Below are 26476 nucleotides of genomic sequence, written 5' to 3'. Positions count from 1 at the left end.
ATATAGCGATTTATTTAAAAAAATTAGTCTAGCTAAAATGATTTTAATAAAAGTTTTTTCAATAATGGTGACAAATGACTTGGCAAATTTTCTACGCCTTCTACAAAGATTGCATACTGACCATAAATATTATGAATCGTTTGTTCAATGTCTTCTGTAATAGGTTCCTGACTTAAAAATACATTGAATACTTCAATTCCCATTTTTCTAGCGGTTTCAACAGCTTCATAAGTGTCTAAAATACCATCTTGACTATAATTATATGCTGAAGGTTCACCATCTGAAAATACAATTAGAAAGCGTTGGTTATGCGAACGACGCATTAATCGTTCACTCCCTATTCTAATTGCTACGCCATCTCTATTATCATCTTGAGGCTCTAATGCCATAATTCTAGGTCCATCTTTTTCTAAGGTTGAGCGGTCGTATGAAATGATTTCGTCAATAATATTAGGTTGATTTGCATCATCAGCATCGAACGCGTCTTCGTTAAATGCAAGTATCTCATGTTTAACATTTAATGATTTTAAAGTTTCATGGAATAGAACAACACCCTTGATGGTTTCTTCCATCTTATCTTGCATACTTGCAGATGCATCAACTAACAATGTAAAAGTAGCATCAAAGGATTGACTTAAATCTTGTTTCTTATAAAATAACTTATATTGATCATCAATAAACCAATTAAGTAGATTTTTCTGTAATCTTCCTTTAGTTAAATTACGACGTTCATCTTGATATTCTCTATCAATTGTTTTCTTAATAATTTGAATTAAATCTTTTGTTTCAAACTGAACCTCAGATTCAACGTTATGATAATCATTGATATATTGTGGTTCAATGTCTGGGATATTCCATTTAATCTCTACATTTTGATTGATACCTTTGAGTGCGAACGCTTGATTATGACCGACAGAACCACCTTCGTCATCTTCAACATTATCAGTAGATCCTTTGCCCTTTTTTGTTTGCATATCAGTCATATCATCGCTCGCATCGCCTTCACGTGCGGTGTCATTATCTCCCATGACATCACTATTTTCACCTTCATGCAATTCCATTTCTAAATAAGCGCCACCTTCAGACGCACTATCTTGATTATTAGATTCCATTTCTTCACTTACAACTTCTTCATCGTTTTGTTCATCAGACTGTCCATCTGAGTTACTTGCATCAGTTCTCGTTAAATCCTCAAAATTAAGTTCTTGTATTGCTTCATAAACTTTTTTCGGTAAATGATAATATTCATTCAACATATCTTCTTTTAAAATACCATCAATTTGATACATGATACGTTCTGCTAAATACATGTTATCTTCAGACGTTTCATTATAGAAGAAATTAGGTAAATATTGATACATATGATTTAAAACATCATCAATTTGAGGGTGTATTTGTGGTACATCATAAAAGTTTTCTGTTAAAAAAGATGCTTCTAGATATAAAAAAAGTAAGTCTGTAAAGGTTGTTTTAGTTTTATAAACTTTGATTTGTGTCTGAGTATAGTTCAATCTGACTTCATTACGCATTTGAATTATAGGTTTTGTAGATGGACGTAATTGTACTATGGTATTTAATACACGTTTGTCTTCTAATAATTTGAAAAGTTGTTGGAAGAATTTAGGATGTTGAAACTCACGATTATGAATGACTTCATTAACAATCTTTTCATCCATCATTTGATAGCCATAAGTAGCAAGTAATACATCTGATTTTAATCCAGTTGATTCTATTTCTTTGCTTCTATGTGACCAAAATGAACTTGTAATTAGCGTATGGTTGATAGGATCATAATATGGAAATTTTTGAATCTTAACATGTGCTTGTTCATTTTTCAGTAAAAGACGAGCTAAATCTTGTAGCATCATGACTTGCTTTGCATCAAGCTGTTCGTCATTAAATTTTATAAAACGATCACTCATGGTTATCCCTCACTAAAAGTTTAATTCTACTGCGTTTTTAATTGCTTGTTGTTCACGTTCATCTTCTAATTTATCTATAATCGTACGTTGTATCGCACGTTCTATTGGCATGATGGTTGCTAAATCACTCAAATCGATTAGTGCTCGAATACTTGCTGCTTCTTCAGAAATTTGACCTTGTTTTGTCATTGTTCTCAAATCTTCATTGAATTTTATAATGCTTTGGATAACAGCATCGTCTTTTAACTGACTTTGATTTTTAATAACGTCACTTAAAATATCACCATCAATATAATCTACTTCAATAACAACGAAACGGTTTTTTAATGCTTCATTCATAGGTAATGTACCAATGTATCCTACGTTTATTGCTGCAATAACATTAAAACCTGGTGCCGCACTTACAACTTCCCCGGTAAATGGATTTGTTAATTTTCTTCGATAGTCTAATACACCATTTAGTATTGGAAGCGTTTCTGGTTTCGCCATATTAATCTCATCGATATAAAGAATATTTCCTTCTTTCATAGCTTGTATGACAGGTCCGTCTATAAAGACAATTTCCTGTGATCCATTTTCATTTGTTTGTATTGTTTTAAATCCTAATAAACTTTCTGCATCTAAATCGACGGAACAGTTAATTTGGTGCATTGGTCTATTTAAAGTTTCACTTAATGTTTCAGCGAGTTTCGTTTTACCAGAACCTGTTGGTCCTTTTAACAGTATATTTTTATTTAATTGCATTAATGATTTGGCATCATTAAAAACAGTTTCATCTCTATTAATATATTGTGCGTTTGTCATTTTTAAATGTCTCCTTTGGCATTTACATGTTTGTCTGATAATTGTTAAAAACCATTAAAAATAGACTGGGACAAGAATACATTATCATATTTTGCCCTAGTCTATTTTTAATAAGAAAATATATAAACTCACAATCTATTGTGAGTAATTGTTCGTTGCTTTCATGGTTCAATACGATATATTTAAAATATTATACTTCTTTAAAATACTCTTTATAATATCCGCCAACTAGACCAGAGTTATCGATGATTTGATAATATTCTTCGGTTTCATTAATAACGTTATATTGCTTTCCTACTGTTAGCATATCAGATACCGTGAATTTTTTCGCTTCCGCATGTTCAACTTCGACTTTTTTAATAGGTGTATTTGTTTTCCAAGTTTCATGTAACATAATTATAAAAACCTCTCTTTATTGTTTTATTTCTAAAGTTAAAATAAATGTGATGCCGCTTTTTTCACTAATTCTTAAAGAACGTTCACCATCTTGATCTAATGTTTGATAAGGAATCCCAATGACTTCAAGTTGTTGTAATGCATTTTGAAAATGTGCTTTTGATTCAGTAGCAAATTCAATTTGTTCAACTATACCATGTTCAGGCATTTTAACTTCATCTTTTGCAGCATAGATATGTAGCTCGCCACCTAGCCCACCGTCTCCAATACGAAATACTTGTACTTTGTAATCGGCATCGTCTGTTGGTACGTATTCAGCAAAATGTATGAGTCCAAAAACTTTAGTTAAAATAGATTGCGTTAATATGAGTTCATTAACTTTCAATATGACAGGTCCTAAACCTTGGATTTGGTGTAACGGATTTACAGTACTTTCAAATGATGGCATACCTAATGGTGCTCCAGTATTATGTTCGTTTGAGTAAATATTAAAAGTTTGATCATTTTGGTCTTTAAAATCAAAATATTTATGACCATTTAAATCTGTAATTCCACCATGGTTAATGTGTTGATTATCTAATACTGATTTATACTCATCCAGACCTTCATCACTTGGTACGCGCAAACCAATATTATCTATATGATTATTATTGTTAATATAGTTAGGTATTTCTACGAAATGTATACGTGTACCAGAATTAAGTTCAGCATCTCCAAAACGTAGCGCTTGCCCTTTGTTTGTCACATTGAGTCCGAGTATATCTTTAAATAAAGTTTTAGTTTTTTCTAAATCATTTGTCCCTGTAGTAACACTTCTAAGACCATTCATTATATTAACCCCTCTATTCATATCTTTTCAACTAATTATAACTTACTTTAAGTATTATTTGTATGATGAATAATGGTTTTACAAAATTATAACGATTATACATTGGACGAATTAAGAAAATGTATTAAAATGTATCTATATCGTGATTTATTATTGTTCATGACAAATTTGAAAATAGATTTATTGAATTAGAAGGAGGTTTTAAAATGTTAACAGTATGGGTTGTATTTGGTATCACTGTGCTTATAGCAGTGTATTCTGGAATTACTTTCTTTTCAAATATAAATAATAAAGCAAAGCAAAAAAATGCTAATGCTAAAAGTGTTAAGAAAAATAATATCTATGGCGTAGTTTTCTTAGTATTTTTAATTCTAGCTATTATTGAGCTTTTTGTGTATATAGCTTAATAAATTTACATTTTTTAAGACATGTAAATTTAATCGAGATTATTGGAGTTAAAATTTAAAATAACATGTAGTTGTTATACTTGAATAATAAAGCCATAGTAAAATTTAAAAGGTTTGGGATAAAATTATCTCATGCTCTATTAGGAAGCCCAAATCTATTAGAAAAACTGATAGATTTGGGCTTCCTATTTAATTTTTAATGATAGTAAAGCGTCTACTTGTTTTCGTATAACTAAACCCTTTTTGTATTAACAACATTTACTTATCTTATTGCCTATTGAAAAAATAATTGATCATTTGAAAAAATATAACTATATATATAAAAGAATGGATGCATAACATTATAAAGTCTAGGTTAAATATATGAATGGAATCCTTATTTAATAGATATAAAATACTGCTTATAGGTGGAAGAGTCCATAATATCCATTGCAAAAATGAAAATTGTTCTATTAATAAATCCTTGGTAAGTGTAACAATTATGATAAGTATTGTAAGAAGCCAATTAAAGTTTTTACTAGCAATTTTTGTATTTGTTACAAAAGAACCTAATAATATCCCAAATAAACCCATTAATATATGTGTGATTAAACCTATGGAAATTAAATTTAATGTAACATCTTTATTAAAAACATGGATTAATAATGGATAGGATAGTGAAAGTAGTATTAATAAACAGCTAACTAGAAAAAGATATAAAACTTTAAGTTTTAAATAATTGTTTTTAGATCTTAATTGGATATATAAAATATAGCGTTCGTTAATAGTATCGTGCTTGAAATTAATAATTGTAAGCCAAGTCATTATAAGAAATAGTACAATTGATGTGGAACCATAACTAGATAATACAGGGACATCTTTATAGATATAGATGCTTATTAGACATAATAAGTAAATAAAAATAGGTGGTATAAAAATATAAGATTTTAAAAACTTTAAATTTTCATATTTTAAAAAAGTAAGTAGCATATTATAAGTCCTTTACTTCTATAATTTCATAATTATAATCTATTAAATTTTGTATAACTAAGTTAGATTTTGATTTATATACTTGTATCGCTAACTTATTGTCGCTAATTTTTATTGTAGAAACTATAGAATCTTCATTATTTGCCATAATTAAGTTGTTGTGATTTTGTTTATGGCTTTGCACAATAATTAATTTCTGCGTATCTTGCTTAGAGATGGATTTAAATGTGTAATTATCTAAATTGAGTATATGAGTGACTACAGTATTTTCAAAATTGTAATCATGCGCTGTTAAAATAATTGTTTTCGTTTTAACTAATTGTTTTAAATGATTTATAAATCGTTTTTCTGATTTATTATCTAGACCTGAAAATGGTTCGTCGAAAATTAAAATGTCAGCATCCGCTAATAGACACTGTATAATATTAACTTTTTGTAATGTTCCTTTAGATAAACGATGCAACTTCAAATCTTGAAATTCAGTTAAATAAAATAAATCCAAATAATTTTGCAGTATAGTATGTACTTGTTTTTTATTAATTTGATCATTTGAGTTAATTATGAATAATAAAAATTGTTTTACTGTTACTTTAATGTTTTTAGGAAATGTATCCGGGGCATAGCTAATTTTAGAATTAGTATAAATATTGCCGTTACTTGGTAACTGTAATTTGGAAATAAGTTTTAATGTTAAGCTTTTACCCACTCCATTTATTCCTTTTACTAAAGTTATGGAATTTTTGGGGATTTTAAAGGACAAATCATTAATGATTAGATTTTGGTTAAGCATTTTTGATACGTTTTTAGCTTCAATCGCTATGTGCACTGAAAATCATTCCTTTTTCTATAAAAGTTTATTATTTACCTTTGCCATAAATGAGCTGTACGACACCACTTTGATAAGTATGTGTTTTTAGCAATGATAAATTCAATCTCTGACTCATATTTTCAAATAATGGTTTTCCAGAACCTAACACTACAGGGTGAATAGATAAACGATACTCATCAATTAAATTATTATCTATAAATGAGGTGATAATACTAGACCCACCATATAACCAGATGTCCTTTGTATGGGCTAATTTGATTTGTTCTACTGACTTGATAATGTCAGGATTATTAATAAATTCAGTTGTTGTTTGATCGGGAATATGTTGACGTGTAAATACATATTTCCTTTTGCTATGAATATTGTCCCATATCAACTGGTCTCCATTGATATTATCATCTGCGTGCGGTTGGAACGTTCCCCATAAGTCATAGCTTTTTCTACCATAAATAATAGCGTCTATTTGGTTTAAAAATGCATTGAAATTCATTTCTGGATCCATGATGCACCAATCAATTTCACCATTGGCCCCTTCTATAAATCCATCTAAAGTTACAGCAAGATCTAATATGATTTTGCTATTATTGATCATAAAAGGCACCTTCATTCATTAAGATATATTATTATATATTAATTGTAATGAAGCTTAAATAAAAAAACAATCATTCTATATTCCAAGCAAACATGTACTTTTAAAATCAAAAATGTTCGAATAAAAAGGAGCAAGGTAAGAAATCAAATTTTGGTTTCTTACCCTGCTCCCACATTGCTGAATTAATACAGACCACTACAGTGAAATATATTATTTACATTTATAAAATAACATGTTGTATTTATGTCCCTTGCGCTGAATAGATCTTTAAGGTAGTGAAAATTTAATCACTGGCAAATGTTACGGTATGATTTGATTCAGAAGACATTTGAATTGCATCTATCATAGCTATGGATGCGAGTGCATCATCAGCATGTACATAATTTTGCGTATCGTAATGTATGCAGTCATAAAATTGATTAATCAGTTTACCATGACTTGGTCCATAATAAGATTTTGTTTTAGGTGCTTTAGCATCTTCTATAACTTGTATTTTATAACCGTCTTCATTTACGCGTGTCAGAATATTATCCTTAATTGTGAATTTTTCATTTTCAAAGATGACTTGAAGCTCAACACTAGAATTTCCAATACTGGCATTTGTAGCGAAAAACATGCCATTTGCTTTATTTTCAAATTCTATATGTGCTGCTGCGGTATCCTCTACTTCAATATCGTAATCTAATAGTTGTGAGACATTGCCTTTAATAGACGAGATTTTGCCGCAAAGTAATTGCATTAAATCAAGTGTGTGAATGGCTTGATTGATTAACACGCCACCACCAGCAGTGTCCATCTTACCGCGCCAAGGTTTCTCTGTATAATAAGCTTCAGGTCTAAACCAAGTTACGAGACCTTTTACGCCGATGATGTTGCCATGTTTACCACTTTCGACGATTTGTTGTAGTGTTTGAAAGGTGTCGTTATAGCGATTCTGAAAGCAAATACCAATTTTTATTTCTGGGTATTTACGTTCTAATTTCACTAATTCAAGTCCTTCTTTGGCATTAATTGCGAGTGGTTTTTCTTGAAGCACATGAACGCCTTTTTCGACACAAGTCGTTGTCGCTGATAAGTGTAAATAGTGAGGTAAACAAATATGAACACAATCTAACGCTTCTGAATCTAACATTTCATTTAAATCTTTATAAAAATGAGCATGAGGCACTTTATTTTTAAATAATTCATTTTCATCACAAACTGCTACTAATTGAGCTTCTGGATTATCATCAATCGCTTGAATATGTACTTGAGCGATATCACCTAGTCCAACAATTCCAATTTTAAGCATATGACCATCTCCGTTTATTTATGCTTTTATGAGTTAATTTATTGTTCTGATTGAATTTTTTCTTGTAATGCATTTTTAAATTCTGTTGGATCTACTGGTAGTGATACCTCTTTGCCTAACCAACTTGAAAGGTAAATGGCATTTACGAAGTTAACACCATTAATACCGTCACTGCCTGGGGCAATCAATGGTGTATCATCGATAATATTAGCTGCAAAGTTTTCTAATACGCTGATGTGTTGTTGACCCCACACACTTTCAAATTCAAATGTTTCTTGATCATAGATATCGTCAAAACCATTGCCAGTGAAAATTTTGGCAGCATCTTCCCACGACATATTACGATTCATATCTGTTTCAGAATCTTTTAGGCGAGTCAGTGTAATTTTTTTACTATCTTCTACTAATATTTTACCTTTATCGCCAGTGATTTCTAAACGGTCTGTTCCGATAATGTCATGTGTACATGTAATGAATACACCTGTTGCTCCGTTGCCATAATCTAATATAGTTGTTACATCATCATCGACGTTTAATTCTCTTTGGTAACCATATTTGACATTTGAAAATACTTTTTCAGGTAAGCCACATAACCACTGGAGTAGATCGATTTGGTGTGGCGCTTGGTTTACTAAAACACCACCACCTTCTCCATCCAAAGTTGCTCTCCAAGAACTTTGATCATAATATGCTTGTGGACGCCACCATGTAGTGATAATCCAATTTGTACGACGAATTTGACCAATTTCACCATCATCAATTAATGCTTTAACTTTTTGATATAAAGGGTTAGTTCTTTGATTAAAGAAAATACCAAATGTTAATTCCGGTTTAGAAGCTGCTAAATCACTAATTTCTTTAACTTTTTCAGCATAGATATCTGCAGGTTTTTCTAAAAGTGCATGAATATCTCTAGACAATGCTTCTTTGCCTATTTCTGTATGGAGGTAATGAGGCACTGTCGTAACGACTGCATCTACATCACCACTTTCTAACATATCAATATAGTTGTCGTAGAATGGTACATCAGGATACTTTTCAGCACTTAACGCTTTTTTCTCTGGATCAATATCACATATTGCACCGATTTCTAGTTTATCTACTTCTCCGCTATGAATAAAACCTGCATAAGTACCACCTTGTGCACCTAAACCAATAATTCCTAAACGAACTTTTTCCATTATGCATTCTCCTCTTGTTCAATATTAGATAGTATTTTAAGTAAAGCTTCATATTGCATTTTATATCCTTCAGCACCATCTTTAGCTACTGTGTTTTGGATTGTCTCTGTGGAATGTTCAAGTTCTAAATCTTTAAGTGAATCAAACACAACGAGATGAGGTTCTAGTGTTAAAAAACCTTCGTAGCCGCGGTCGATTGCTTGTTTAAGTATCGATTCAATTTGACCATCACCCGTGCCACATAAGACATTGACGCTATCTTCATAAACAGCATCTTTAATATGAATATATTCAATATGTGGAGTCAATAATTCATAACATGCTTGTGGATCCTCGTCACATTGAACAAAATTTGCGAAATCAAAGATTGCCTTAAAATGTTCTGAACCGACTTCATTTAAAATAACATTGCAACGTCGAGCAATATCCCCAAAGATATCTTTTTCATTTTCATGAAGTAATATCACATTATATTGTTCAGCAATTTTGGCAAATTGCTTTAATTTAGCAATGACTTCTTTTTCATAATCATCAAAATTATCTTCTTTTGGTATATAAAAACTAAATATTCTAATGTATTTACAATCTAAAGCATTTGATATTTGGCATAATGTTTTTAATATTTCTAATTGTGCTTCAAAAGCGGCATCATCATTAATATAAATTTTACCAATTGGAGATCCAATGGATGAAACACCAATGTTCCATTTTTCCAGCCTTGGTAAGACATCTTTTTGTATGCTTTCAACTGAGTATTTGCTAATATTTTCACCATCAACACCGCGCAGTGAGATATAGCGCATACCTAATTCACTGACAGTTTTTAACTGGGTATCTAATTCTGATGATATTTCATCAGAAAATCCTGATATTGCGATATTTTTCATTATAAAAATACCTCCATTTTTAATAAATTTAAATTAACTTTTATAAAATAGTTAATTGCAATCGCTTACATAATTTTGCTTTAAAAAGCACCTATCAAGGTGTAAATAGACGATTAATTTAAATTAGAACCATGTTTTATAACCTAAATCAATTAAGTGGTCACGACTTGTGATTAAGCAATCATAGGGATCGGCACCGTACAATTCATCTTGCTCAACAAAGAAATATTCACTGCCACTTTCAAGGCCAGCTTCTATGATATCTCGTAAAGGTAAAGTACCTTCACCAAGTTCAGCAAATTGTGTAATCATATGTAGCATATAATATACCTTCTCAACGCCTTCTCCAGGGTATTGGTTCCAGTCAATTTCTCCAATGCGGTAATCTTTTAAGTGAATGGCACGAATACGGTTTGCGTATGTTGGTATGAATTTAGCTGGGTCTATACCAGCGCGCCAAATCCAATGTATATCTAACTCAAAGCCTAAATGTTCAGTATTATCACGCATTAAATCTAACATGAGCTCTCCATTATAACGAACGAATTCTATGTTATGCGCATGATAGTATAGATCGATGCCATGTTCTTTTAAGCGTTTAGCATATTCCTCACAGATTTCGGCAAATTTAAGAGTACTTTCTTTAGAACCCATATAATTCATAGGAAGCATGCCAATACGTAAAATTGTACAATCTACAGCTTTACAATCTGCTACAATTTTATCAAAATCATTTTGTAATGTATCACCTGGGTATTTTTGTTCTTCAGAAATATCTTCAACCCCGCAAGACATTGCTGCGATATTCATGCCAAAATCTTTAATTGCACGTTGCATTTCAGTAATGTTCTGTTCTGTCATTTCTATTTGAGATACTTCAACAGCATGGTAGCCAAGCTCATTTACTTTATTTAAAACGTTGTATATTCCATCTTCAGCTACCTTATCTTTAAGCATCATCATTTGAACTCCAATTTGTGGTTCAGTCATATAAATCATCCTTTCAATTTAATATTGCTTTAGTGTTATAATTTAATTATATATTGAGTGAAAATTAACAACATTGTAAATAAAGGGAAAAAGATTGTTTTTTGAGTGGGAGGTAATTTAATGAAAGATAATGGGGATATTAAGTTTAAATTTGATTCTATCTCGTTACCTTTTGATGGAGAGTATGCAGCATGGCACAGGATAAGTGATGGTCACTTTGGCAATGAATTACATTATCACGACCATTATGAAATATTTTTCTCACTATCAGGTAATATGCTATATACCATTGAAGGTAGAAAATATCAGTTAGACGTAGGTTCTTTATTGCTCATTACGCCATATGAGTTTCATCAATTAAATGAACAAATGGATGGGCATGCCGAACGTATTGGATTAAGGTTTGATGCACATTTATTAGAATATTTGTCTACAGATAAATGTGATTTAAGTGGATGCTTTGACACAAAATCACCAAATTTTAAAAATTTACTACAATTGTCAGAATCGCAAAAAAGAGAACTATATTATTTGCTTCAGGGTTTAATTAATGAACAAAATAGTCAGAAATTCGGGAAGAAATTAGCAGAAGAAGCATTGCTCACTCAATTTTTTATACTTTTAAATAGAGTGTCTATTGCTAATGAACAGGTATCAGTGCTAGATGATCCGGAATCGGAGTTAGTAAGACAAGTATTAGATTACATGGAGTTACATTATGCAGATCCTATTTCATTAGAAGATTTGGAAAAGAAATTCTATGTTAGTCGCTATAAAATTACTCAACATTTTACTCGCCTTGTAGGTTACCCACCTTATCGCTATTTATTACAGAAACGATTACAAAATGCGCAACGTATGTTGAAAAATGGAGAAAGTCCACAACAAGTTGCCAACCTATGTGGTTTTAGCGATTATTCTAACTTTTATCGAAAATTCAAAACGTCTTATGGATGCAGCCCACGTGATTATTATCAAAAACACGCCAAAAATTAAATGCTTATATAGTAGAGAAATGCCATTACTTTAAAATTGTCTCAGCTAGTGAGTCTATAGTGATGGCTTTTTTTAATGGAAAGACCGATTATGAAAAAGTACTTAACATGATAAAAATACATCTATGCTTTTAAAGATACAAAAATTAAGTTTATACTCTAGCAATGTGTAACGGTTAGTAATCATTATTTGAATGGTCAAAAGTAAAATATAATAAGCTAGTTATTGAAATAGAATAATGAACTGTGATCATAAGATTAAATAGAAATATCGTAGCTACTATAGATTTCAAACATGAAATCTGCTGTTTTACGTGTTTAAAACCCAGAATATTTAAATTAATAAATAGTTACACTAACACTGCTATCATAAGGTTTATAGTTTTTATACAATGTCTTTACTACCTCCCCTCTTTAATAAAACGTTATAACGTGTATAATGACGTTATAACGTTTTATGATTTAAAATAAAGTTTCTTACGTTAGATTATAAAAATAAAGGCGGGAAAATCTATGAAAGAAATTAATGATATTATTGCTGAAAACCTTAAGTTGTATAGAAAACAAAATGGTTATTCATTAGAATATTTATCCACTTTGACTGAAGTAAGTAAAACGATGCTTGGACAAATTGAACGTAAAGAATCTATTCCATCGATTACAACATTATGGAAAATTGCCAACGGTTTAAAAGTTTCATTCTCTGAACTTACACAAGAAAATATTGAAAATATTAGAAAGATATCTGCGAATGAGTTGAAGCCATTAACTTCAGAAGATAATAAATATAAAGTATATCCATTTTTTAAGTTTGATATTGAGAAAAAGTTTGAGAGTCATATGGTTATTATAGAGACTGACGGCCTTATGAAAGATTCGCCACATGGTTCTGGATCTATAGAGTACATAACGGTTTATGAAGGTACACTAACGCTTAAATTGGATGGAGACAACTATACGGTTCACAAAGATGAATCTATTAAATTTAACGCTAATATCTTCCATTTTTACTCAAATGAAAATAATTCATCAGTTCGATTTAATATGATTGTGCATTATTAATTTCTTTGCAGAAATATTTAACTGTTTTCAGGTTGTAATAAAAATATAAGTAACTGCATACTAATCGCTCACATTGTAATTTAAGTGCGATTTTGAGTTGATGTCTTATTTTGTGATTAAATATACCTTTTGAGTTATTGTTGTTGTATATGTCCTTTTAAATGAGCATATTTTTATAATTCCATATATCTGTTAAGTATAGTCAAAGACATAACTCGGTTTTCTAATACTATCTATTTTTATTAAATTCATGGTTAAACTTAATAACATCGTTGATTTTAAGTGTTGCCATAATTAGTTTTAGTATTTTTCTTCTAAGACAACGCTCAAAGGCTTCCGGTTATATTTGTTTAACGTGTGGCTTGATAATATTAATCATCGCCTTTATTTTTTGATTAGCTTGGGGCGTGAATACGAAGTCGAATTTTGATTTCATGTTCACGCCCCTTATTTGGATTTTAAAGTAATTAAAATTTAAAAAAATACAACGACGCTTAGCGCCGTTGTATTGGGATTAATAAACTATTTTGTGTTTTGGATTAAGATTCTAATAGTAAATCTTCTGGGTTTTCAATTAAATCTTTAATCATTTTTAAGAATCCTACTGCTTCTTTACCATCAATGATTCTGTGATCATAGCTTAATGCAATGTACATCATTGGACGGTTTTCAATTGTATCTGCATCGACAGCAATTGGACGTGTAATAATTGAGTGCATACCTAGAATAGCAGCTTGGCTACCATTGATGATTGGTGTAGACATCATTGAACCAAAGATACCGCCATTAGTAATTGTGAATGAACCATTTACCATATCGTCTAGGCCGAGTTTTTTATCGCGTGCTTTTTTAGCTAAATTACCAATTTCTTCTTCGATTTCAGCAAAGTTTTTCTTGTCACAATCTCTAACGAAAGGAACAAGTAAACCATCGTCAGTAGATACTGCCACACCGATATCATAGAATTGTTTAGTAATCATATCGTCGCCGTCTATCTCAGCATTCACACCTGGGAATTTTTTCAGCGCTGCAACAGCTGCTTTTGTAAAGAATGACATGAATCCGAGTTTAGTACCATCATGGTCTTTGATGAATTGTTCTTTTTTACGTTTACGTAAATTCATTACGTTAGTCATATCAATTTCGTTAAACGTAGTTAACATAGCTGTATTATTAGAAACTTCTAATAATTTCTTAGCAGCTGTTTTCTTACGACGAGACATTTTTTCTCTCACTACTGGTTTTGATGGATTTTGTTGTGCTGGTTTTTTCGCTTCTTCTTTAGCGGCTGGTGCTTCTTGTTTTGAGCTTGCTTGATTTTGACTTTGATCAACATGTTCTTTTCTTACAACATCATTTGATTGCGCTGCTACTTCAGATAAGTCGATACCTTTTTCACGAGCATATTTACGTGCTGACGGTGTTGCATTAACACGTTGCCCATTGTCTTGATCTTTTTCTTCTGATTTATCATTTTGTGTTTCAGATTGTTGTGGTTGAGCTTTTTCTGATGATGAATCGTCTTTAGCATCATCTTGTTTAGCTGGTGCTTCTGAAGCGTTGTTTCCGCTACCTTCTCCAACGACAGCGATAGACTGGCCTACTTCAACTGTATCGCCTTCGTTTGCAAGTAATTCTTGAAGAACACCTGCTTCTTCTGAAACAACTTCAACGTTTACTTTATCTGTTTCTAGTTCAACGATAGCTTCACCTTTATCTACGTTATCGCCTACTTGTTTTAACCATTCTGCAATGGTACCTTCTGTTATGGATTCTGCTAATTCTGGAACTTTTACCTCTGGCATGCTTGACTTCCCCCTAGTTAATTTTTGTACTTTGTTCGAGTATCATATTTTGAACGAGTTTGTGAATTTCACCATCACCTTCAGCTGGTGCCGAACGTTGTATACGACCATGATAACTTAAATCGTATTTATCTGTAGTTAATTCTTTTAGATATGGATAAACAAATGACCATGCACCTTGGTTCTTAGGTTCTTCTTGTACCCAAGCTACGTTTTCTAAATTCGGCAATTCATTTAATAATGCTTCGATTTCTGTTACAGGGAATGGGTAAAGTCTTTCAACTGCAACAACTAATATAGAATCATTTGGATTTTTAGCCAAATACTCTTTTAAATCAATAAACATTTTTCCTGAAGCTAAAATAACTTTTCTTACAGCGTCTTTTTGATGTTCTTCTGGTAAAATCGCTTCAAATTTGCCCGTAGTAAATTTACTAATAGGATCTGCTACAGTTTTATTACGTAATAAACTTTTCGGTGACATTACTACTAAAGGTCTCATAGATTCTGTACCTAATGTAGCAGCTTGGGCACGTAATAAATGGAAATAATTACTTGAACTAGATAAATTAACGATTGTCGCATTATTTTCTCCTGCAAGTTGCAAGAATCTTTCTAAACGTGCAGATGAATGTTCTGGTCCTTGTCCTTCAAATGAATGAGGTAACAATAATGTTAAAGCAGAACGTTCGCCCCATTTAGCTCTTGAACTAAATAAGAAGTTATCAAAAATCATTTGAGACATATTTGAAAAATCACCATATTGAGCTTCCCAAATTGTCATACATGATTTATTTTGAACGTTATAACCATATTCAAAGCCAACTACTGCAGCTTCTGATAATGGTGAATTTCGTACTTCAAACGTCGCTTTTTGATCAGGTACATGATGTAACGGTGTATACTTCTCACCAGTCTCTGGGTCATGTAATACTGCGTGACGATGACTGAAAGTACCACGTTCACTATCTTGACCTGTTAAGCGTATTGGATTGCCGTTTTGAGTGATCGTCGCAAAAGCTAATTGTTCTGCTTGAGCCCAGTCAACTAATCCATCTTCTTTTTCAAACGGCTCTCTACGTTTCTCCAATACTTTATTAAGTTTCTTCAATACATTGAAATTTGAAGGATACGTAAGCATCGCATCATTAATTTCTTTTAGATGTTCAAAACTTAATTCTGTATCTTGACTTTGAATTGGTTCTGCCAAATCGTCTGGTTTTTGCATATTTGGATTATCCATTTTATCATTTTTATCGATTTTGTCATGAGCTGCTCGTAATGATTTTTGTACTTCATCCATAATATTATTCATTTGATCTTCTGTAATAATATTCTCATCAACGAGTTGTCTTCCGTATAAAAGTTCAACGGAGTCATGTTTACGTATTTCATGATATTGTAGTGGGTTTGTGATTGATGGTTCATCCATTTCATTATGACCATATCGACGGTAACCAACTAAATCAATAACAACATCTTTATGGAATTCTTTTCTGAAAGCCATAGCAATTTCAATTGCTTCAATTGTTGCTTCAACGTTGTCTGCATTAACATGCATAATTGGCACATCATATCCTTTTGCAACATCTGAAGAATATGTTGTAGAACGACCTTCTTCAGGTTCTGTTGTAAAGCCGATACGGTTATTTGTAATAACGTGGAGTGTACCGCCAGTAGAATAACCATCAAGACTACCTAAGTTCATTGCTTCAAAATTGATACCTTGACCAGGATAAGCTGCATCACCATGAATTAATATTGGCATTGATTTTTCGAATTCAGTTGTTACTGCACCAGGTTTATCTGTATTGTCTTGTGTTGCACGTGTTTTACCTAAAACAACAGGCGCTACGATTTCTAAATGACTTGGGTTATTAGCTAATGAAATACGTTGTTCACTACCATATGAACGCGTTGTTTTCACGCCACCAAGGTGATATTTAACATCGCCAGACCATCCAGAAGTTAATTTTAAGCTTCCGTCTTCTGGTAAAAACTTCATTGGATCTGTGTGCATAAATTCAGAAATCATCATTTCATATGGCTTTTCTAAAACATGTGTGAGTACGTTTAATCTCCCACGGTGAGCCATACCAATTTGAATGTTTTGAATACCCTCGTCACTCGCAAGTTTTAAAGTTTGCTGTAACATTGGGACTAATGTGTCTACACCTTCAATTGAAAAGCGCTTTGCACCTACAAAGTTTTTGTGTAGATATTTTTCAAAACCTTCAACATGTGCTAAATTTTTAAAAAGTTCGATTTTTTGATTGTCATTTAAAGTTGCTTTGTACGGTGTTTCAATTCTGCGTTTTAACCATACACGTTCTCTATTATTGTTGATATGCGTGTACTCAAAGGCGATTGGTCCTTTGTAACGTTTTTCCATACGTACAATAGCTTCATAAGCATTGTCATAAATATCTTTGAAATGCTCTGATACAATACCTGCAGAAATAGATTCAAGTGTTTCTTTGTCTAAATTAAAATCTTCAAAGTTTAACTTTGGAACATTTTCTCTTACAGGTCTATTGACGGGATAAATATCTGCTGATAAATGCCCATATTGGCGGATATTATCTATTAAGCGCATAACACGTTTGATTGTGCTATCACCTTTAGTCACATTACTTTGACCTTCCTTATTTGTTACGATGTTAGCTTCACCGTTTTTAATTGTACTAAATAGGACTTGCAAATCTTCTGGGACTGAAGTCGGATCATTTAGATATACGTCATATAAATCTAAAACATATCCAAGATTTGCCCCGAAATTTACAGGTGCCTCGGAAACCTGTCTTTCGTTGCTCATATTACACCCTCCACAAAATAGTTGAAACGCTTACAAATCAATAATAGCATTAAACAAGCGCAAATTAAAGTACCAATAGCCTACTTATATGAAAAAACAGAACCTAAATGAAATAGATTCTGTTACTTTTGTAATATATATAATAATGTGACGTAGGTTTTGCTAAATTTTAACTTTTTAAATGCTAGATTATACGTGTTAAAAAGTGATTTTAAAAGTTGTATATTTACCTATTTCACTTTCAACTTGAATGGTGCCATGATTCAATTCAATTATTTTTTTAGCAATAGATAGACCAAGTCCATTTCCACCTAATTTACGAGATCGTGATTTATCGACTCTATAAAAACGGTCAAAGATAAATTCGATGTCTTCTTTAGGAATACCAACACCATGGTCTGTTATCTCAATAGAAATTTGTTTATTTCTCAGATTGGTTTGAATATGAATATGTTTGTTATGTTGATCATATTTCATAGCGTTATCAATGAAAATAATTAGTATTTGCTCTAATTGATAACGGTTAATTTTAATATTAAGTGGTTTAGGAAAAGCTTCAAATTCAAATTTATAGTCCTGATGTAATTGTTTTAATGATTTTATGCGAGAAGTAATTTCCTGATTGATATCTACATTTTCGATTTCTCCATCACGACTATTATTATTATCTTTTGTGAGTAAGAGAAGTTCTTCTACTAATTTTGTAATCCTCATCATTTCTTCTAAGGAAATGTCTAAAGATTCTTCGAGTATTGCTGCATCTTTTTTTCCCCAACGTTGAATTAAATTTAAATGACCTTGGATAATTTGCAATGGCGTACGTAATTCGTGAGAAGCGTCTTCCACGAATTGTCTTTGTTGATTAAAAGATTCTTCCAATTGGAACATCATTTCGTTAAACGTAACGATTAAATTATCTGTTTCTTCATAGTTTGTATTTAATTCTACTTTTTCTTGGAAACCATCTCTACGTATTTGTTGCATTTTGTTAGACATCAATATTAATGGCTTTGTAATTTGTGATGAGAAAAAGTAACTAACAATGGCAGTGATAAACGTTGCAATGATGCCGAAAATAAGCGCAATAAAATATAAAGAGTTTACGAGTGTATTATAGTCTTCTAATGAATGGACAATGACACTATATCCTTTGAAACTTTGAGAATCGATACGTTGTGTTATAGTCAAGTATTCTGTATTATGGTGATTTTTAATGGACGCTTGATTTGCATCTTTAGTCGCAAAATTGGGCGTGTAGCCTATCGTATTATCATTTGAAGTTTCCATTAATTTGTTGCCGTCGTCATTGTATAGTATCACTTTCTGAAAGTTGCCTAAAGAAGCATTTAAATCTAAGGGTGTTATATCTTCAATTTGTTTAGTTTCAAAAAGATTTACAATATCTGACGAACTACGTTCTGCCTCAGTAAATTCATTGTGGCGTAAACTATTACTCAAGAAGAATATAATAATTAAACTAAAAATAAATATCGTTGAAAACGTTATTGTTGTTGTTATCATCATCCATTTTGTTTTTAATTTTCTTTGCTTCATTGTCTAACCACATAGCCAACACCACGAACTGTTTCGATGTATTTATCTTTACCATAGGGTTTGAGTTTGTTTCTTAAATAACGAATATAAACATCTACAACGTTCGTTTCAACTTCAGTATCATATCCCCAGACATCAGTAATAATTTGTTCTCTTTGTAAAACATGATTTTTATTAACAGCAAGTAAATATAATAAATCATATTCTGTTTTCGTCAAATCTAATGATTCCCCCTCTACAGTGACCTTAAAAGCATCCTTATCTATAATGATACCTTTGATATCGATGACATTCTTTTGTGGCTGTCTACGAAGCATAGCACGTATTCTAGCTAGTAATTCTTCTATATCAAATGGTTTAACAATATAATCGTCAGCGCCATAATCTAAACCTGCGACTTTATCATATGTATCACTTTTTGCAGTAATAATAATAATTGGTGTTGTTTGTTTTTGACGAATTTGACGACAAATTTCTAAGCCATTGATATTTGGTAGCATCAAATCCAAGAGTATAAGGTCGTAATTATTGGATAATGCTTTTTCTAGACCAGGACGTCCATCGTATTCTATATCTACAGTGTAATCTTCGTGTTCAAGTTCAAGTTCTATAAAGCGAGCAAGATTTTGTTCATCTTCTACTATTAATATTTTTGTCATAAGTTGCACCTCAAATTATATTTTAAATGAAAATACATCATGTAGGAAGTTATTACTAATAATTGTATAATATTTGTTGCTTTTATACGAGAAATATTCAAACTAATAAATCATATAATATAGCGCTATGTTAACCTTTTAAAGGATATTGAATTTTGATATATAAGAAATTATAAAAAATACCCAATTCTAATTGACAATAATTCTCAGTGTTGTATAATGTAATTGAAAATGATTATCAATTCCAAACATAAGACATTCCCCCCCACACGAATTTCGATCTTATTGGATTGATCATTTTCAGAAATATCCCCTTTTATATGCCCGTAAAAGACTAACGTTGCGAGACAACGTGAATATAAAGACCGGTTTTACTTTGTAAAATCGGTTTTTATAATAAATTTTGACACAAAAGCAACAAGTTAAGTTATATATCGAGTTGCTAAGAATTTAGGCAAGCCAAACGTTAATATTGACGTTTGGCTTGTTTTTTTCGATTAAATTAAGACAAGATCTTTACAGAATCATAAATAAATAGCTGCCGAAAAGTCACTAACTTTTCGGCAGCTATTTAGAGGATCGGGCATAAATACATGTCTCAGCCTCAATCATTATATTGACAGTGGCTGACTAATTTGAAAGTGTACTTATAGCAAGCTTTTAAAGTACTACTACTTCGTTTATGAAGACAAGTAGTTATTATACAAGCGCTTCAGCTCTTGTATTTCATTTTTTAGTCAGCTGTGCTGTGGGGTGCGACGACAAGAAACTTGTTAGAAACGATAGATTTCTGTCTCATTCCCTGTCTTATTGTTAATAACTATTAATAAACACTAGACTTGTAGTTTATGTCTTAAAATAAGCGTTGGTAGTACGACACAGAACGCGCCACCAATTACACCAGCAATGATATCAGTTGGATAGTGTACACCAAGGTATACACGAGATGATGATATTAGGATGATAAATAATGCAGATAATCCTATCATAAATGCTCTAGATTTACCTTGTAGTACTCTATTAGCGATATACATTGTACTGCCAAAGAATGTGGCGGAGCCCATAGCATGACCACTTGGGAAACTAAACCCAGAAATATCGATGAGCCTTAGCAATGTTGGACGTTCTCTATCAAAGAGGTTTTTTAGCAAAGGGTTTAAAGTGCCAGATAAACTCATTGCAATAGCAAAAAATAAAGCTTCAATATTTAATCGTTTTAGCATTAAATAAGCAATTAATAATAGTGATAAACAGACCATCGCCCATACTTCACCAATCTTAGTAACGCCTAAGAAGAAAGTAGTCGTAATAAAACTTTCGGAAGAATAGATAAATTCATATACTTCATTATCAATCCATTTTCCTAATCTAGATTCATGAAAAAATGCAATGATGCCAAATATTAAAGTGAAAATGATTAGTAATGATATTCGTTTCCATCGACTCATTGCATATGACCTCCCATTAGTTTAGTGCGTCATTAATAATTTTGTTGAATAAATCTTGACGCGTATAGCTTTCTTTATATGTTTGCATTTGTTTAACTATTGATTCACGGTTAGCTTCAATTTCACTGAGCTGTGTTATTAATTGTGTTTCAGTTAACGTATCTTCTGGTAATGTTTTACCAAAACCTTTAGATTCAAAATTCTTAGCGTTATCAATTTGATCACCACGGGACTGATCTAAACCAAGTGGAATTAATAGCATAGGAATTCTAAGTGCTAAAAATTCATAAATCGCATTTGAGCCAGCACGACTAATAACTGTATCAGTAATTGCTAATAAGTCTGTTAAATCATCTTTCACAAATTCAAATTGAGTATACCCCTCTTTATTTGAATATTGTTTTTCTAACAATCCTTTACCAGTTAAATGTACAACTTGATAGTTTTCATTAAGTGCATCTAAATTTTGTCGTATGATTTCATTTAATTTTTTACTGCCTAGACTGCCTCCCATAACGAGCAATACTTTTTTATTCTTAGTAAATTTAGTAAGTTGATAACCTCGGTTTTTATCACCAGTTTTCAAATCTTCACGTACTGTTGCACCAACGAAATCTGCTTTATTTTTAGGAAGATACTGTAATGTATCTTCAAAAGTAGTGTAGATTTTCTTAGCAAATTTGAGTGAAATCTTGTTAGCTAAGCCAGGAGTTAAATCTGATTCATGAATTATTGTAGGAATTTTTAAAGATTTTGCAGCCATAACTACTGGGACCGATACAAAACCACCTTTTGAAAATAATAAATCAGGTTTTTCTTTCTTTAATACTTTTCTCGCATCTAATATACCTTTTAGTACTTTGAATACGTCTTTTATATTGTCCCAAGAAATATAACGTCTTAATTTACCACTAGAAATTGAATGATATTTGATTTCAGGTAATTGAGATTCAATCATCTCGCGTTCAATCCCTTTTTTTGAACCAATGTAAAAGGCTTCATAACCTTCTTCTAAGGCAGTGGGTATTAAACTTAAATTGACTGAGACATGTCCAACAGTGCCTCCCCCAGTAAATGCGATTTTAGTCATATTATAACCTCTATTCTTCTAATTTTTTATAATAGGCATAAAAGGGTTCTCCTTTATTAAAAGGAGGATAATCAATTTCTGCCTCGCCTACTTTTTTAAAACCAAATTTATTAAACAGAACTTGTGCACGCTTGTTTAATGCAAATGTATCTGTCACCAAAACGAGAATATCATGGTCGAGTGCAAGTTTAACGGCAAAGTTAAACAACTGAGTAGCAGCCCCTTTATAAGTTGCTGATCCAGCAAGTCTGTGGATTACATATGCACCACTTCTGTCAATTGGCCATTCTAATTCATCATACCACTCTGATTGTTGTTGGTCGACAACTATAAAAGCATAAATTATAGAATTTTCTTCTAGTACATAAAGTGTTCCTTTTTGTATATCATCTTTAAAATGCTGTTCCAAAGGATATTGTTCATCCCACTGATTATTATTATCTTGTTTCATGATTGCTTTAGCTTCTTTTACAATTTTTAGCACACTTGATAAATCATTTTTGTTGGCAATTCTAATCATAGAAATAGTACCTCACTATAGTTAATTTAATTTTTTAAGAAGTTTTTGTAAAACAGTGTCTTCTTTATTGGCTTTGTTGACAAGCGCTTGAGTGAACTTTTCATTTGTTTTTTTGTCGAATGTGCCATTTACTTCCAAATTATTTTCTTTTTGGAATGATTCAATAGCAGTTTGCAAAGCATTATCAAATTCATTAGAGTTATTATTTACTTTATGGCCCAATGCAGATAATCCTACCTTCATTGTTTTAACATTTTTATCGCTATCCCCTAACTCATATGTTTTATCATTAGGTATAACATTTAAAGTTTGATATTCTGGTTCACTAATTTTCACATCTGGCTTAATTCCCTTGCCATGAATGTAGTGTGAATTTGGTGTTAGCCATTTCATATTGGTAAATTTTAATAATGATCCGTCATCGAATTCATTTGTTGTTTGAACAACACCTTTACCAAATGTTTTAGAACCATAAACCTTGGCTTTGTCATAGTCTTTCATAGCGCCTGTAAACACCTCGGAAGCACTTGCAGAGCCTTTATTAACAAGAATTGATACTTCCATGTCTTTTGCTTCTTTTAACGCGTCATTAGAAGCTGTTATTTCTTCTTTGTGATCGCCTTTTTGAAGTTGTACGACAGTTTCACCTTTATCAATAAAAATATTAGCCATTTTAATTGCTTCATCTAATAAACCACCTGGGTTATTTCTTAAGTCTAAAACAATTTTGCGGACGCCGTCTTTATGTGCTTTGATAATCGCAGATTTTAATTCACCTGCAGTACTATCTTGGAATTTGTTGATAGTAAAAACGCCAATGTCATTTTGTTTTTCATATTCAACGCTTTTTACGTGTATTTTATCACGCTTAATTGTAATATCATGGGCTTGATTAGCTCTTTCAATTGTTAGAGTAACATTCGTTCCTTTTTTGCCACGTACTTTTTTTACGATGGCTTCCAATGGTTGCCCTTTAATAGATTTACCATCAACTTTAGTCACAACATCTTTAGGTTGTATACCTGCTTTTTCAGCTGGTGAATCTTTCATTGGACTTGTAATTTCAATTTTATTACCTTTCTTTTGCATTTCTGCGCCGATGCCTACAAAGTCTCCAGAAACATCTTCATTAAAAGATTTTGTTTCTTTTTTAGTCATATAATCAGAATACGGGTCATCTAATTCTTTTACCATTCCATTAATAGCAGCTTCAGATAATTTTTCGGAATCTGTTTCTTTATAGTATTCATCATTTAAAGTTTTATAAACTTCTTGGACCTTTTGCATTTCTGTTCGTTGATCACTATTTAATCCGCTTTTCCAATTACTAACGCCAATTGTTGCAAATACTGTAATGAGTGCTGTGATAATCACAGTAACTATTATTAATAAAATAAAATGACTGCGTTTGAAATTTAAAAATTTAGATTTATTTTGGTGATTATTATCGTTATTACTGTCGTTGTTATTTTCCTCATATATGTCATTATGATCTGACATTTAATCACTTCCTACTACATATGTAAAAATTACTGTTAAAGTTCAGCTAAAATAAAAAAGCTGGGATTGAACCATATTCGATTAATCCCAGCTACTTATATGACACTATAATATTTTAATATATTTGAATCTATTTACACAAATATTAAGTGATTTAAAATTTTAGCCATTCTGTATATTCTTCATATAAATCATCGAACACAGCCATTGAAATGGGATAATTACCTTGTGTCTCTATATAATCAGATATATTATGAAAATCTTTCTCTTGTCTTGGAAAAGATAAATCATCAAAAATTTCTTCTGCTAATTCACCTTTTTCATTTTTACGACCTCTTGCCGTTAGCACAAATTGATAAAATGAATGATCTTTCATTAGTTCATTGTCACATCAACGATTTTTGTTTCGCCTTTAATAATAGAATTTACATCCTCAATATTAAGAGATGATGTATTATCAGAATTTGTGATAATGATTGGTGATATTACAGATTTCGCATTTTCTTTAATATAATCTAAGTCAAAACGTAATAATGGATCTCCAACGCTTACTACATCTCCACTTTCGACTAAAACTTCAAATCCCTTACCATCCAATTGAACTGTGTCTAAACCGATATGAACGAGTAATTCTAAACCATTATCAGCTTTTAAACCAATAGCATGTTTAGTAGGAAATACATTATCTACTTTTCCGTCGATTGGTGATACGACTTCGCCTTCTGTTGGGTTTACTCCAAAACCTTCGCCCATCATTTTTTGTGCGAAAACTGGATCTGGAATATCTTCGATTTTTACATATTCCCCTGTAATTGGCGCATAAATAACGCTATCCTTATTGACTTCTTTACCTTTGCCGAATAATTTTTTAAACATATCTTGTTCGCTCCTTATTTTTCAAAATGTGATATTAAATCTTCATAGCCTAATTCTTCAAGCTTTTCGAAAGGAATAAATTGAACTGCCGCGGAATTAATACAATATCTTAAACCGCCACTTTCTTTCGGTCCATCATTAAATACATGACCTAGATGACTATTTGCATCTTCTGAGCGTACTTCTGTACGTACCATGCCGAAAGTTTTGTCTACAAGTTCAACTACTTCTTCATCATCTAGAGCTTTAGAAAAACTAGGCCAACCACAATCTGATTCAAATTTTTCTTCTGAGGTGAATAAAGGTTTTCCTGAAATTTTATCGACATAAATGCCTTTTTCATAATGGTTCCAGTACTCATTTTGGAATGGAGGTTCTGTTCCATTTTCTTGAGTGACTAGGTATTCCATTTCATTTAAACTATCTTTACTTTTTTTAATCATTTTGTTCCCCCCAATGTTTTTCTATAAATGCTTTACGTCCTGATCCGCGTTGATATTGCTCATAATGCAGTGGATTTTTCTTATAATAATCTTGGTGTTGTGATTCAGCAGGATAAAAGTTTTTATAAGGTTTAATGGGTGTAATTACCGGATTATTAAAAATAGCCTGTTCATTTAATTGCTGTATTTTTGCCTCTGCAGCTTTCTTTTGTTCTTCATTGTGATAAAAAATGGCTGGTTCGTAGTGTTCACCACGATCAAAAAATTGGCCACCATTATCAGTTGGGTCAAATGTTTTGAAATAAACATCTAAAATATTTTCGAAGGAAGTGATTTCAGAGTTATATGTGATTTGTACTGCTTCTACATGACCAGTTTGGTTCGTGCTTACACTTTCGTAAGTAGGATTATCCAAATGGCCACCACTATAACCAGAAACAACATTTTCGATACCTGGATAAGAAGTAAAAGGTTTAACTAAACACCAGAAACAACCGCCAGCTAATGTCGCATAAGCCATAATATACCTCCTATATCTATTTTGTCATAAAGTTACCATTATTTTAAGAGATATGCTATCAAATTGTTTATAAATAATATAAATACTGTAAA

At 31.6% G+C, this 26476-nt stretch carries 25 protein-coding genes; 3 read left to right on the top strand and 22 right to left on the bottom strand.

Translation table 11 applies throughout. The annotated features are described in order from the left end of the window. Positions 1-32 precede the first annotated feature (32 nt). The 4 genes from NSR03_RS05495 to NSR03_RS05480 all read right to left on the bottom strand — a co-directional run bounded on the left by NSR03_RS05495 (position 33) and on the right by NSR03_RS05480 (position 3951). Entirely contained in the window at positions 33-1922 is a 1890-nt protein-coding gene (locus NSR03_RS05495; protein WP_064782936.1) for a vWA domain-containing protein, read from the bottom strand. Between the two features lie 12 nt (positions 1923-1934). Next, positions 1935-2726 (bottom strand): ATP-binding protein, encoded by a 792-nt coding sequence (locus NSR03_RS05490; protein WP_002507631.1) that lies wholly within the window; start codon positions 2724-2726, stop codon positions 1935-1937. Between the two features lie 190 nt (positions 2727-2916). Beyond that, the gene (locus NSR03_RS05485; protein WP_021339169.1) at positions 2917-3120 is read right to left on the bottom strand and encodes a DUF6501 family protein; all 204 of its coding nucleotides are present in this window, start codon (positions 3118-3120) and stop codon (positions 2917-2919) included. 18 nt (positions 3121-3138) lie between these two features. Next, a complete protein-coding gene (locus NSR03_RS05480; RefSeq protein WP_064782934.1) occupies positions 3139-3951 on the bottom strand; it encodes a VOC family protein in 813 nt (270 codons plus the stop codon). A gap of 206 nt (positions 3952-4157) precedes the next feature. Here NSR03_RS05480 and NSR03_RS05475 point away from each other — a divergent pair, with 206 nt between their 5' ends. After that, a complete protein-coding gene (locus NSR03_RS05475) occupies positions 4158-4358 on the top strand; it encodes a hypothetical protein (RefSeq protein ID WP_002507627.1) in 201 nt (66 codons plus the stop codon). 970 nt (positions 4359-5328) lie between these two features. On the opposite strand, the gene NSR03_RS05470 is transcribed toward NSR03_RS05475, so the two are convergent. The 6 genes from NSR03_RS05470 to NSR03_RS05445 all read right to left on the bottom strand — a co-directional run bounded on the left by NSR03_RS05470 (position 5329) and on the right by NSR03_RS05445 (position 11097). Continuing rightward, on the bottom strand, positions 5329-6117 hold the full coding sequence (locus tag NSR03_RS05470) for an ATP-binding cassette domain-containing protein (RefSeq protein WP_256092615.1): 789 nt from the start codon (positions 6115-6117) through the stop codon (positions 5329-5331). A 67-nt stretch (positions 6118-6184) separates the two neighbouring features. Next, on the bottom strand, positions 6185-6748 hold the full coding sequence (locus NSR03_RS05465; RefSeq protein ID WP_069820840.1) for a dihydrofolate reductase family protein: 564 nt from the start codon (positions 6746-6748) through the stop codon (positions 6185-6187). Between the two features lie 283 nt (positions 6749-7031). Further along, positions 7032-8039 (bottom strand): Gfo/Idh/MocA family protein, encoded by a 1008-nt coding sequence (locus NSR03_RS05460; RefSeq protein ID WP_064782930.1) that lies wholly within the window; start codon positions 8037-8039, stop codon positions 7032-7034. Positions 8040-8077: 38 nt separating this feature from the next. Next, on the bottom strand, positions 8078-9220 hold the full coding sequence (locus NSR03_RS05455; RefSeq protein WP_069820841.1) for a Gfo/Idh/MocA family protein: 1143 nt from the start codon (positions 9218-9220) through the stop codon (positions 8078-8080). After that, the gene (locus NSR03_RS05450) at positions 9220-10107 is read right to left on the bottom strand and encodes a sugar phosphate isomerase/epimerase family protein (RefSeq protein ID WP_021339176.1); all 888 of its coding nucleotides are present in this window, start codon (positions 10105-10107) and stop codon (positions 9220-9222) included. Before NSR03_RS05450 ends, NSR03_RS05455 begins: the two co-directional genes overlap by 1 nt. A gap of 123 nt (positions 10108-10230) precedes the next feature. Beyond that, on the bottom strand, positions 10231-11097 hold the full coding sequence (locus NSR03_RS05445) for a sugar phosphate isomerase/epimerase family protein (RefSeq protein WP_021339177.1): 867 nt from the start codon (positions 11095-11097) through the stop codon (positions 10231-10233). A 120-nt stretch (positions 11098-11217) separates the two neighbouring features. Here NSR03_RS05445 and NSR03_RS05440 point away from each other — a divergent pair, with 120 nt between their 5' ends. Both NSR03_RS05440 and NSR03_RS05435 read left to right on the top strand, forming a co-directional pair. After that, positions 11218-12093, top strand: a complete 876-nt coding sequence (locus NSR03_RS05440) for an AraC family transcriptional regulator (protein WP_065367437.1) — start codon at positions 11218-11220, stop codon at positions 12091-12093. Between the two features lie 512 nt (positions 12094-12605). Continuing rightward, complete coding sequence (locus NSR03_RS05435; protein WP_021339179.1) at positions 12606-13154, top strand: helix-turn-helix domain-containing protein; 549 nt, start codon at positions 12606-12608, stop codon at positions 13152-13154. 539 nt (positions 13155-13693) lie between these two features. On the opposite strand, the gene sucB is transcribed toward NSR03_RS05435, so the two are convergent. The 12 genes from sucB to msrA all read right to left on the bottom strand — a co-directional run bounded on the left by sucB (position 13694) and on the right by msrA (position 26384). Beyond that, positions 13694-14959, bottom strand: a complete 1266-nt coding sequence (gene sucB / locus NSR03_RS05430; RefSeq protein WP_002507616.1) for a dihydrolipoyllysine-residue succinyltransferase — start codon at positions 14957-14959, stop codon at positions 13694-13696. Positions 14960-14972: 13 nt separating this feature from the next. Then, the gene (locus tag NSR03_RS05425) at positions 14973-17774 is read right to left on the bottom strand and encodes a 2-oxoglutarate dehydrogenase E1 component (RefSeq protein ID WP_021339181.1); all 2802 of its coding nucleotides are present in this window, start codon (positions 17772-17774) and stop codon (positions 14973-14975) included. Between the two features lie 198 nt (positions 17775-17972). Then, the gene (locus NSR03_RS05420; RefSeq protein WP_021339182.1) at positions 17973-19328 is read right to left on the bottom strand and encodes a HAMP domain-containing sensor histidine kinase; all 1356 of its coding nucleotides are present in this window, start codon (positions 19326-19328) and stop codon (positions 17973-17975) included. After that, positions 19325-19987, bottom strand: coding sequence for a response regulator transcription factor (locus NSR03_RS05415; protein WP_002507613.1), 663 nt, complete (start codon positions 19985-19987; stop codon positions 19325-19327). The genes NSR03_RS05420 and NSR03_RS05415 overlap by 4 nt, the downstream gene beginning before the upstream one ends. Positions 19988-20820: 833 nt before the next feature. Next, a complete protein-coding gene (locus NSR03_RS05410) occupies positions 20821-21435 on the bottom strand; it encodes a phosphatase PAP2 family protein (RefSeq protein WP_002507612.1) in 615 nt (204 codons plus the stop codon). Between the two features lie 16 nt (positions 21436-21451). Continuing rightward, the gene (locus NSR03_RS05405) at positions 21452-22525 is read right to left on the bottom strand and encodes an undecaprenyldiphospho-muramoylpentapeptide beta-N-acetylglucosaminyltransferase (RefSeq protein WP_069820842.1); all 1074 of its coding nucleotides are present in this window, start codon (positions 22523-22525) and stop codon (positions 21452-21454) included. 10 nt (positions 22526-22535) lie between these two features. After that, entirely contained in the window at positions 22536-23045 is a 510-nt protein-coding gene (locus tag NSR03_RS05400) for a GNAT family N-acetyltransferase (protein ID WP_069820843.1), read from the bottom strand. A 21-nt stretch (positions 23046-23066) separates the two neighbouring features. Beyond that, positions 23067-24545, bottom strand: coding sequence for a S41 family peptidase (locus NSR03_RS05395; RefSeq protein WP_069820844.1), 1479 nt, complete (start codon positions 24543-24545; stop codon positions 23067-23069). A gap of 154 nt (positions 24546-24699) precedes the next feature. Further along, positions 24700-24921, bottom strand: a complete 222-nt coding sequence (locus tag NSR03_RS05390) for a YozE family protein (RefSeq protein ID WP_002507608.1) — start codon at positions 24919-24921, stop codon at positions 24700-24702. Further along, positions 24921-25421, bottom strand: a complete 501-nt coding sequence (locus tag NSR03_RS05385; protein WP_021339186.1) for a PTS sugar transporter subunit IIA — start codon at positions 25419-25421, stop codon at positions 24921-24923. The genes NSR03_RS05390 and NSR03_RS05385 overlap by 1 nt, the downstream gene beginning before the upstream one ends. A gap of 14 nt (positions 25422-25435) precedes the next feature. After that, positions 25436-25864, bottom strand: coding sequence for a peptide-methionine (R)-S-oxide reductase MsrB (gene msrB, locus NSR03_RS05380; protein ID WP_002507606.1), 429 nt, complete (start codon positions 25862-25864; stop codon positions 25436-25438). Next, complete coding sequence (gene msrA, locus NSR03_RS05375) at positions 25857-26384, bottom strand: peptide-methionine (S)-S-oxide reductase MsrA (RefSeq protein WP_002507605.1); 528 nt, start codon at positions 26382-26384, stop codon at positions 25857-25859. Before msrA ends, msrB begins: the two co-directional genes overlap by 8 nt. Positions 26385-26476: the final 92 nt, after the last annotated feature.

The sequence above is a fragment of the Staphylococcus sp. FSL W8-1207 genome (genome assembly GCF_038003745.1).
GTDB lineage: Bacteria > Bacillota > Bacilli > Staphylococcales > Staphylococcaceae > Staphylococcus > Staphylococcus equorum.
Note: the sequence above shows the minus strand (reverse complement) of the source record. Positions and strands in the feature narration are given on the sequence as shown.

What these genes read in the sequence shown, in the direction of transcription:
- NSR03_RS05485 (WP_021339169.1), bottom strand. Translation starts at nt 3,120, where the DNA reads ATGTTACATGAAACTTGGAAAACAAATACACCTATTAAAAAAGTCGAA.
- NSR03_RS05400 (WP_069820843.1), bottom strand. Translation starts at nt 23,045, where the DNA reads ATGATTAGAATTGCCAACAAAAATGATTTATCAAGTGTGCTAAAAATT.
- NSR03_RS05455 (WP_069820841.1), bottom strand. Translation starts at nt 9,220, where the DNA reads ATGGAAAAAGTTCGTTTAGGAATTATTGGTTTAGGTGCACAAGGTGGT.
- NSR03_RS05425 (WP_021339181.1), bottom strand. Translation starts at nt 17,774, where the DNA reads ATGAGCAACGAAAGACAGGTTTCCGAGGCACCTGTAAATTTCGGGGCA.
- NSR03_RS05445 (WP_021339177.1), bottom strand. Translation starts at nt 11,097, where the DNA reads ATGACTGAACCACAAATTGGAGTTCAAATGATGATGCTTAAAGATAAG.
- NSR03_RS05405 (WP_069820842.1), bottom strand. Translation starts at nt 22,525, where the DNA reads ATGACTAAAATCGCATTTACTGGGGGAGGCACTGTTGGACATGTCTCA.
- NSR03_RS05415 (WP_002507613.1), bottom strand. Translation starts at nt 19,987, where the DNA reads ATGACAAAAATATTAATAGTAGAAGATGAACAAAATCTTGCTCGCTTT.
- NSR03_RS05465 (WP_069820840.1), bottom strand. Translation starts at nt 6,748, where the DNA reads ATGATCAATAATAGCAAAATCATATTAGATCTTGCTGTAACTTTAGAT.
- msrB (WP_002507606.1), bottom strand. Translation starts at nt 25,864, where the DNA reads ATGATTAAAAAAAGTAAAGATAGTTTAAATGAAATGGAATACCTAGTC.
- sucB (WP_002507616.1), bottom strand. Translation starts at nt 14,959, where the DNA reads ATGCCAGAGGTAAAAGTTCCAGAATTAGCAGAATCCATAACAGAAGGT.
- NSR03_RS05470 (WP_256092615.1), bottom strand. Translation starts at nt 6,117, where the DNA reads ATGCTTAACCAAAATCTAATCATTAATGATTTGTCCTTTAAAATCCCC.
- NSR03_RS05420 (WP_021339182.1), bottom strand. Translation starts at nt 19,328, where the DNA reads ATGAAGCAAAGAAAATTAAAAACAAAATGGATGATGATAACAACAACA.
- NSR03_RS05475 (WP_002507627.1), top strand. Translation starts at nt 4,158, where the DNA reads ATGTTAACAGTATGGGTTGTATTTGGTATCACTGTGCTTATAGCAGTG.
- NSR03_RS05410 (WP_002507612.1), bottom strand. Translation starts at nt 21,435, where the DNA reads ATGAGTCGATGGAAACGAATATCATTACTAATCATTTTCACTTTAATA.
- msrA (WP_002507605.1), bottom strand. Translation starts at nt 26,384, where the DNA reads ATGGCTTATGCGACATTAGCTGGCGGTTGTTTCTGGTGTTTAGTTAAA.
- NSR03_RS05395 (WP_069820844.1), bottom strand. Translation starts at nt 24,545, where the DNA reads ATGTCAGATCATAATGACATATATGAGGAAAATAACAACGACAGTAAT.
- NSR03_RS05450 (WP_021339176.1), bottom strand. Translation starts at nt 10,107, where the DNA reads ATGAAAAATATCGCAATATCAGGATTTTCTGATGAAATATCATCAGAA.
- NSR03_RS05495 (WP_064782936.1), bottom strand. Translation starts at nt 1,922, where the DNA reads ATGAGTGATCGTTTTATAAAATTTAATGACGAACAGCTTGATGCAAAG.
- NSR03_RS05390 (WP_002507608.1), bottom strand. Translation starts at nt 24,921, where the DNA reads ATGAAAGATCATTCATTTTATCAATTTGTGCTAACGGCAAGAGGTCGT.
- NSR03_RS05490 (WP_002507631.1), bottom strand. Translation starts at nt 2,726, where the DNA reads ATGACAAACGCACAATATATTAATAGAGATGAAACTGTTTTTAATGAT.
- NSR03_RS05385 (WP_021339186.1), bottom strand. Translation starts at nt 25,421, where the DNA reads ATGTTTAAAAAATTATTCGGCAAAGGTAAAGAAGTCAATAAGGATAGC.
- NSR03_RS05460 (WP_064782930.1), bottom strand. Translation starts at nt 8,039, where the DNA reads ATGCTTAAAATTGGAATTGTTGGACTAGGTGATATCGCTCAAGTACAT.
- NSR03_RS05440 (WP_065367437.1), top strand. Translation starts at nt 11,218, where the DNA reads ATGAAAGATAATGGGGATATTAAGTTTAAATTTGATTCTATCTCGTTA.
- NSR03_RS05435 (WP_021339179.1), top strand. Translation starts at nt 12,606, where the DNA reads ATGAAAGAAATTAATGATATTATTGCTGAAAACCTTAAGTTGTATAGA.
- NSR03_RS05480 (WP_064782934.1), bottom strand. Translation starts at nt 3,951, where the DNA reads ATGAATGGTCTTAGAAGTGTTACTACAGGGACAAATGATTTAGAAAAA.